Origin of the sequence: Halomonas marinisediminis (genome assembly GCF_004347715.1) — a bacterium.
Lineage (GTDB): Bacteria > Pseudomonadota > Gammaproteobacteria > Pseudomonadales > Halomonadaceae > Halomonas > Halomonas icarae.
In genome coordinates this window covers 1-234 of the sequence record NZ_SLTR01000679.1, presented here as the reverse complement: position 1 = coordinate 234, position 234 = coordinate 1, and the positions used below count along the sequence as shown (strand labels likewise).

Annotated in this window: 1 pseudogene; it reads right to left on the bottom strand. The window is 41.5% G+C overall.

What is annotated here, in order from left to right:
- Positions 1-11: 11 nt before the first annotated feature.
- Positions 12-234: pseudogene (locus E0702_RS18220) on the bottom strand (3'-5' exonuclease); the annotation flags it as partial.

Below are 234 nucleotides of genomic sequence, written 5' to 3'. Positions count from 1 at the left end.
AACAACACATTTTATTGCATTACTGTGCTAAGTGGCATCTCTTCCTGAAAATAGTATTGTATTTGAGCTTGAAGTAATTCGGCCGTTGCCAAAGCATCCGTTAAGGCGTGATGAGGTTGATACGCAGGCAAACCATAACGTTCCCGAGATTGCCCTAAACGCACAGAAGCTGGCTTTTTGCGTTTAAACCAATTCATGACACCTTTACACTTTTCTCTTTGAATTGCGTACTCA